Raw genomic sequence first — 6848 nt, 5'->3', positions numbered from 1 at the left:
GCCATGGATGGCGCACGTCCCCGACTCGGGCCATGGATGGCCCGACGGAGGGGCGGAGACAATACCCCGGCAGGGCGTCGCCCATCCCGAAGCCGGGAAGCCTCAAGCTCCTGCCGTTGCCGTTGCCGTTGCCGTTGCCGTTGCCATTGCTTTGCTTTGCCTTGCAGCGGCAGCGGCAGCGGCAGCGGCAGCACAGCCAAAGCCACGGCAATCAGTGGCGGAAGTGCCGCACCCCGGTGAACACCATCGCGATGCCGTGCTCGTCGGCGGCGGCGATCACCTCGTTGTCGCGCATCGAGCCACCCGGCTGGATCACCGCCTTGATGCCGGCCGCAGCGGCGGCGTCGAGGCCATCGCGGAACGGGAAGAACGCATCGCTGGCCATCACCGAGCCCGGCACCACCAGCCCGGCTTCCTCGGCCTTCAAGCCGGCGATCTTCGCCGAGACCACCCGGCTCATCTGCCCCGCACCGATGCCGATGCTGCGCCCGTCCTTCGCATAGATGATCGCGTTGGATTTCACGAACTTGGCGATGCGCCAGGCGAACAGCAGGTCGTCGAGTTGCGCGTCGGTCGGCGCGATCTTCGTGACCACCTTCAACTCCTCGCGCGTCACCTCGCGGATATCGCTGGTCTGCATCAGCAGCCCGGAGCCAACCCGCTTGACGTCGAAGTTGTTGCGACCGTCGCCGTGCGGGATCTGCAGCACCCGCACATTGGCCTTCTTCTTCGCGTAGGCAAGCGCCTCGGCATCGTAATCAGGCGCGATCAGCACCTCGACGAACTGGCGGTCGAGGATGGTCTTCGCCGTCGCCGCGTCGAGCGTCTTGTTGAACGCGATGATGCCGCCGAACGCCGAAGTCGGGTCGGTCGCGAACGCCGCCTCGTAGGCCTCGCCGTTGCCCGTGCCGACTGCGACGCCGCACGGGTTGGCGTGCTTGACGATCACGCAGGCCGGTGCGTCGAACTGGCGCACGCATTCCCACGCCGCATCGGCGTCGGCGAGGTTGTTGAAGCTCAGCTCCTTGCCCTGCAACTGGGTGAACGTCGCCAGCGTGCCCGGCACCGGCCACAGGTCGCGGTAGAACGCGCCGTGCTGGTGCGGATTCTCGCCGTAGCGCAGGTCCATTACCTTGGTGAAGTTGCTGTTGCTCTGCGCCGGGAACAGCGCGCGGCTGCCGTCGTCGTTGATCGACGACAGGTAGTTGCCGATGCAGGCGTCATAGAACGCGACGCGGTTGAACGCGGCCACCGACAGCGCGAAGCGGGTCTTGGCCGACAGCGCGCCGTCGTTCGCCGCCATCTCGGCCAGCAACGCGTCGTATTGCCCCGGCTCGGTCGCGACCGCGACGCGGGCGAAGTTCTTCGCCGCCGAGCGCAGCATCGCCGGGCCGCCGATATCGATGTTCTCGATGATCTCGTCCATCGTGCTGTCGGGATTGGCCGAGACCGACTCGAACGGGTACAGGTTCAGCACCAGCAGGTCGATCGCGTCGATGCCGTGCTGCGCCATCACCGCCTCGTCGACGCCGGCGCGGCCGAGCAGACCACCGTGCACGACCGGATGCAGAGTCTTGACCCGGCCGTCCATCATCTCCGGGAAGCCGGTGGCCTCCGATACGTCCTTCACCGCCAGCCCGGCATCGCGGATCGCCCTGGCGGTGCCGCCGGTCGACAGCAGTTCGACGCCGTGGCCGGCGAGGGCGCGGGCCAGTTCGACCAGGCCGGTCTTGTCTGACACGGAAAGCAGGGCGCGGCGGATCTTTACCGGCGCGGCGGGCGAGGGGGCGGACGTCATGGCAGGCGGCTTCGGCGGGAAAGCCGATAATTATACCGGCCCCGGTGCGGCGGCCTCAGGCCAGGCCGTAGTCGCGCAGCTTCTTGCGCAGGGTCGCGCGGTGGATGCCGAGCATCGCCGCGGCGCGGCTCTGGTTGCCGTCGCAGTGCGTCAGCACTTCGGCGAACAGCGGGATCTCCAGTTCCTGCAGCGCGATCTGGTACAGGTCGCCGTTGTCGCAACCGTCGAGGTCGCCGAGGTAGCGGCGGATCGACGTGGCGACGTGGTCCCGTAGCGGCACCCGCGGACCGGTGCGTCCGGCTTCCGGGCGGCTGGAATCGTTACGGTCTGCTGCGGCGTTCAAACGCGTCTCCCCCGGACGTAGGCAACCGTCGCGCGGCATGCGCCGCATCCTGCGGTTCGACGACGGGGGGTCGAGTCTAACCCGCGAACGTCGCCACCGACACCGCGGCGGGCCCGTTCATCGAAATTCGAAGTCGAATGCGACGATCGGCGAAGCCGGCTCGGCCACGTCGAACTGCACGCTGGCGCTCTGTCCGGGCGCCAGTCCGGCGTCGCCGTCCGCGCCGGTACCACGGTAGTCGGCGGGCGCGAACGTGCGTTGCGCGACAGGCTGGCCGCGCACGTCCGACAGGCTCAGTGCCAGCGCCGGCCACGGCTGCGGCCAGCGCGCGTCGTTGCGGAAGCTGGCGGTGACGCGCAACACGCCGGGCGTGCCGGACGGCTGCACGCTGCGCGCGAGCATGGTGTACGCGCCGGGCTCGTGCCACGGCGGAAGCGCGCAGCCCAACACCGCGCAGACACCGCCGGCCAGTGGCCGCCAGCGCTCGCTCGCGGCGAGTTCCTGGCGTTGCGCGAGCAGCAGTTGCAGCACCAGGAGCACGGCCAGTGCGGCGACGATCAACCAGCCGGACCATCGCGGCCTGCGCGCGGCCGGTGCGGGTGCGATGACCCGGGCGAAGCTGGGTGCGTTCGTACGGCGGACGCGTCGGCGCGGTCGCTCGGCCGGTGATGGGGCGGGCGGTGCGGATGGCGCGTTGGCGGGCGGTTGTTCCGGCTGCTGCTCTGCCTGTGGTGCCGGCTCGAGCGACGGCTCCGGGGCCTGCGAAGTGGCCGCGTCAGCGCCGGTTCCCGCGTCCGGTTCGACATCCAGCGGGTTCCTGCACCGTGGACAGTGCTGCGCCGGCCCGCCCCGCGAGACGATCAGGGCTACCAGGAATCCGCAATGGGGGCAGGGGACAAACATGCGCCGGAGTTTAGCCGAGCCCGCGCGCGGCCCGGGCCTCAGCGGCGACGGACGCCACTGATCCGGATCCAGTCGTCCAGTTGCTCGACCCGCAACTGTTCGAAATCACCCGCATAGCGCGCCAGCACCTCGTCCTGCTGTCCGCAGAGGATGCCCGACAGCGCGATGCGGCCGCCCGGCGCGACCCGCGCGGCGAGCGTGTCGGCCAGCGCCACCAGCGCCGAAGCGAGGATGTTGGCGACCACGACCGGGTACGTCGCCACCGGCTCGTCGTCCGGCAGGTACACCGCAAGCCGCTCGCCGACACCGTTGCGCGCGGCGTTGTCGTCGGTGGCGAGCAGCGCCTGCGGGTCGTTGTCGACGCCGACCGCCCGGGCGGCACCGAGCTTGAGCGCGGCCAGCGCGAGGATGCCGGAACCGCAGCCGAAATCGAGCACGGTCGCGCCATCGAGTGCGCCGTCGCCAGCCAGCGTGTCGAGCCATTGCAGGCACAACGCGGTGGTCGGATGGGTGCCGGAGCCGAACGCGAGGCCGGGGTCGAGCCGCACCACCGCCGTGCCCGGGGCGTCCGCGCCTTCGGGCAGGTCGTGGTTCCACGGCACGATCCAGGTCCGGGTGCCGAACTTCAGCGGCTCGTACTGGTCCATCCACGCCCGCTCCCAGTCCTGGTCGGCGACCTCGCGGAATTGCGCGCGCGACCAGTCGATGCCCTCGTCGGCGGCTGCCAACGCATGCAGCAGCAGGGCCTCGGAGGTGCCGCCCTCGAACAGCGCGGTCAGCACCAGCTCGCCCCACATCGGGGTCTGGCCGACGCCGGGTTCGAAGATCGCCTGCTCGTCGGGCGCGTCGGCGTGGGCGTCGGACAGGGTGACCGCGAGCGCGCCGACGGACTCCAGCGCCTGCTCGTGACGCGGCTGGTCGGCTTCGGTGCAGGACACGGTGAGTTCGAGGAAGGGCATGGCGGGCAGTCGCGTGCGGGACGTGCATGTTGGGACGTGTGCCCGGCGCAGGCAACCGCCCGTTGATCTAATATGGCGCGCCGCACGTGTCGCGATTCGACACCGGGAGCCGCCTCCTTTGCCTGCCGTGCACCGCCAACTCGTCCTGTTCGCATTGGCGTCGGCGCTGTTGCTGGCGGCGATCGTGGCGTATCGGAGCGACCCGGGCGCGGTGGTTTCCATCGACGCGGTGGCGACCGGGCTGGCCGGCGAGGTGCCGGTCGATGCCGGGCAACCCGTCGCCGAACGGATCGCCGCCGACGCGCGGTCCGGGCAGCCGCAACGCGGCGTCCCCGGCATGCAGGGCCACCGCGCGGAATTCGAGCATGCACGCGACCTGTACGCCTACGCCAACACGCTGGCGCCCGCGGCACGGGCCGGTGATCCCGAGGCGACCTGGATGTTGAGCCGGGTCTACGACTACTGCTCGGCGTACGCCATGGCGCCAGCCGATTACGTCGGGGACACCCGGGCGATCCGGGACATGGGGCTGAAGACGTCCGCCGCGATGGTCGCAGCACGGACCCGCACCAGCGAGCGCTGTGCCCGGTTCGTGCCCGGCGACGATCTGTCGTACACGGTGATCCTGGGCATGACCCGCGAGGCCGCCGAGGCCGGGAGCCTCGCCGCGGAAGCCGCGCTGCTGGCCGTCGGCGAGCCGCTCGACACCAGCGATGCATACAAGCACGACCTGGTGGACCGGGTGCAGCAGTCGCAGGATCCGGAATCCTTCGCGGCACTGGCGCCGGCGATGGGCATCCAGGCGAGCGGAGACCGCGCCTTCGAGGGCCAGGTCGCGGGCACCCGGCTGGCGGAAGTGGCATGGCAGGTCGCCGCCTGCGAGCTGGGCATGGAGTGCGGTGCCGACAGCGCGGTGATGGTGTCGCAGTGTGCCAATGGCGGGATCTGTTCGCGCGATCCCGGGCAGGATTTCAGCAGTTTTGTCTTCGATGCCGCAGTGCCGCGACAGGGGGCGGACGTGGTGAATGAAATGGCCGACTCGCTCGTGGGCGGGAAGAAGGTGCAGAAATGAAAAACGAGGCTGTCGTACGCAGGGTCAAGCTGGTGTTCTGGACCACGTTGTTCGCCGCGTATTCCGTGGCGGCCGCCGGGGTCGTGATCGACGTGCTCGGGAAGGATTACCGCGGGATGTCGGCGGTGACCGCCACGTCGGTGACTTCGCCGCTGGAGAAACGGGTGGCCGGTGCCGCCCAGGTCGCCGCGGCCTATCGCGCCGGCAGCGGCGCGCCGTTCGCCACGCTTCCGACCGGGAGTTCCTTCCGGGTCATCTGGCCCGACGGTTCCAGCGAGTACGTGACCGTGGTCAGCGTCTCCTCGAGCGACGGCGTGCGGCCGATCCCGGGGACCCAGCAGCCGGCGCCGGAACCGGAGCCCGCGCAGGGACTCCGGTAGATCCACGCCCCGAAGGGCATGACTACACGATCGACAGCGACTTTTCCTTCTGCTCCTTCAGTCGCTTTTCCAGGTAGTGGATGTTCTGTCCACCCTGCTGGAAGCCGACGTCGGCCAGGATGCGTTGCTGCAGCGGGATGTTGGTCTTGATGCCGTCCACCACCATCTCACTCAGCGCCACCCGCATGCGGCAGATCGCGGTCTCGCGGTCGGGGCCGTGCACGATCAGCTTGCCGATCATCGAGTCGTAATTCGGCGGCACGCGGTAGCCCTCGTAGATGTGGCTGTCGACGCGCACGCCGGGGCCACCGGGGGCATGGAAATGCTGGATCAGGCCCGGGCTCGGCATGAAGGTGTCCGGGTCCTCGGCGTTGATCCGGCACTCGATCGCGTGGCCTTCCAGCACGATGTCGTCCTGCTTCAATGACAGCTTGTGGCCGGCGGCGATGTTGAGCTGCTCGCGCACCAGGTCGATGCCGGTGACCATCTCGGTGACCGGGTGCTCGACCTGGATGCGGGTGTTCATCTCGATGAAGTAGAAGCGGCCGTTCTCGTACAGGAACTCGAACGTGCCGGCGCCGCGATAGCCGATCCGGATGCAGGCCTCGGTGCAGACCTTGCCGATCTCCGCGCGCTGCTCGGGGGTGATGCCCGGCGCCGGCGCTTCCTCGACCACCTTCTGGTGGCGGCGCTGCATCGAGCAGTCGCGCTCGCCCAGGTGCACGGCGCCGCCCTGGCCGTCGGCGAGCACCTGGATCTCCACGTGGCGCGGGTTCTCCAGGAACTTCTCCATGTAGACCATGTCGTTGCCGAACGCGGCCTTGGCCTCGGCCTTGGTGGTGGCGATGGCGTTGACCAGCGCCGCCTCGGTATGGACCACGCGCATGCCGCGGCCACCGCCGCCGCCGGCCGCCTTGACGATCACCGGGTAGCCGATCTCGCGGGCGATCCCGGTGTTGGTCGCGGCATCGTCGCCGAGCGGGCCGCCGCTGCCGGGCACGCAGGGCACGCCGGCCTCCTTCATCGCCCGGATCGCCTCGACCTTGTCGCCCATCAGGCGGATGGTCTCGGCCTTCGGTCCGATGAAGACGAAGCCCGATTCCTCGACCCGCTCGGCGAAGTCGGCGTTCTCCGACAGGAAGCCGTAACCCGGGTGGATCGCCTGGGCGTCGGTGACCTCGGCCGCGGCGATCAGCTGCGCCATGTTGAGGTAGCTGTCGGTCGACGGCGCCGGGCCAATGCAAACCGACTCGTCGGCCATCGCGACGTGCTTGAGGTTGCGGTCGACGGTGGAGTGCACCGCGACCGTGCGGATGCCGAGCGCGTGGCAGGCGCGCAGGATGCGCAGCGCGATCTCGCCCCGGTTGGCAATGACGACTTTATCGAGCATGGC

Annotated in this window: 7 protein-coding genes; 2 read left to right on the top strand and 5 right to left on the bottom strand. The window is 69.6% G+C overall.

The genetic code is table 11. The annotated features are described in order from the left end of the window. Positions 1-211 precede the first annotated feature (211 nt). The 4 genes from purH to prmA form a co-directional block, all read right to left on the bottom strand. Positions 212-1798 carry a bifunctional phosphoribosylaminoimidazolecarboxamide formyltransferase/IMP cyclohydrolase gene (purH, locus tag ACT9AS_RS14385; RefSeq protein WP_445100850.1) on the bottom strand — a complete coding sequence of 529 codons (1587 nt, stop codon included), beginning with the start codon at positions 1796-1798 and terminating at the stop codon, positions 212-214. Between the two features lie 55 nt (positions 1799-1853). Continuing rightward, positions 1854-2141: a DNA-binding transcriptional regulator Fis gene (gene fis, locus ACT9AS_RS14380; RefSeq protein ID WP_445100849.1), complete on the bottom strand. Its 288-nt coding sequence runs from the start codon at positions 2139-2141 to the stop codon at positions 1854-1856. 117 nt (positions 2142-2258) lie between these two features. Beyond that, positions 2259-2702 (bottom strand): DUF3426 domain-containing protein, encoded by a 444-nt coding sequence (locus ACT9AS_RS14375; RefSeq protein ID WP_445100848.1) that lies wholly within the window; start codon positions 2700-2702, stop codon positions 2259-2261. A gap of 380 nt (positions 2703-3082) precedes the next feature. Continuing rightward, positions 3083-4003: a 50S ribosomal protein L11 methyltransferase gene (gene prmA, locus ACT9AS_RS14370; protein WP_445100847.1), complete on the bottom strand. Its 921-nt coding sequence runs from the start codon at positions 4001-4003 to the stop codon at positions 3083-3085. Positions 4004-4130: 127 nt separating this feature from the next. On the opposite strand from prmA, the gene ACT9AS_RS14365 reads away from it, so the two are divergent. Both ACT9AS_RS14365 and ACT9AS_RS14360 read left to right on the top strand, forming a co-directional pair. Next, positions 4131-5075: a hypothetical protein gene (locus tag ACT9AS_RS14365; RefSeq protein ID WP_445100846.1), complete on the top strand. Its 945-nt coding sequence runs from the start codon at positions 4131-4133 to the stop codon at positions 5073-5075. Beyond that, positions 5072-5455 (top strand): hypothetical protein, encoded by a 384-nt coding sequence (locus ACT9AS_RS14360; RefSeq protein WP_445100845.1) that lies wholly within the window; start codon positions 5072-5074, stop codon positions 5453-5455. Before ACT9AS_RS14365 ends, ACT9AS_RS14360 begins: the two co-directional genes overlap by 4 nt. A 22-nt stretch (positions 5456-5477) precedes the next feature. On the opposite strand, the gene accC is transcribed toward ACT9AS_RS14360, so the two are convergent. Next, positions 5478-6845: an acetyl-CoA carboxylase biotin carboxylase subunit gene (gene accC, locus ACT9AS_RS14355; protein WP_445100844.1), complete on the bottom strand. Its 1368-nt coding sequence runs from the start codon at positions 6843-6845 to the stop codon at positions 5478-5480. Positions 6846-6848 lie beyond the last annotated feature (3 nt).

This window comes from Lysobacter sp. F60174L2, assembly GCF_052547135.1.
The sequence above is the reverse complement of the archived record's forward strand: the minus strand, read 5'-3'. Positions and strand labels throughout refer to the sequence as shown.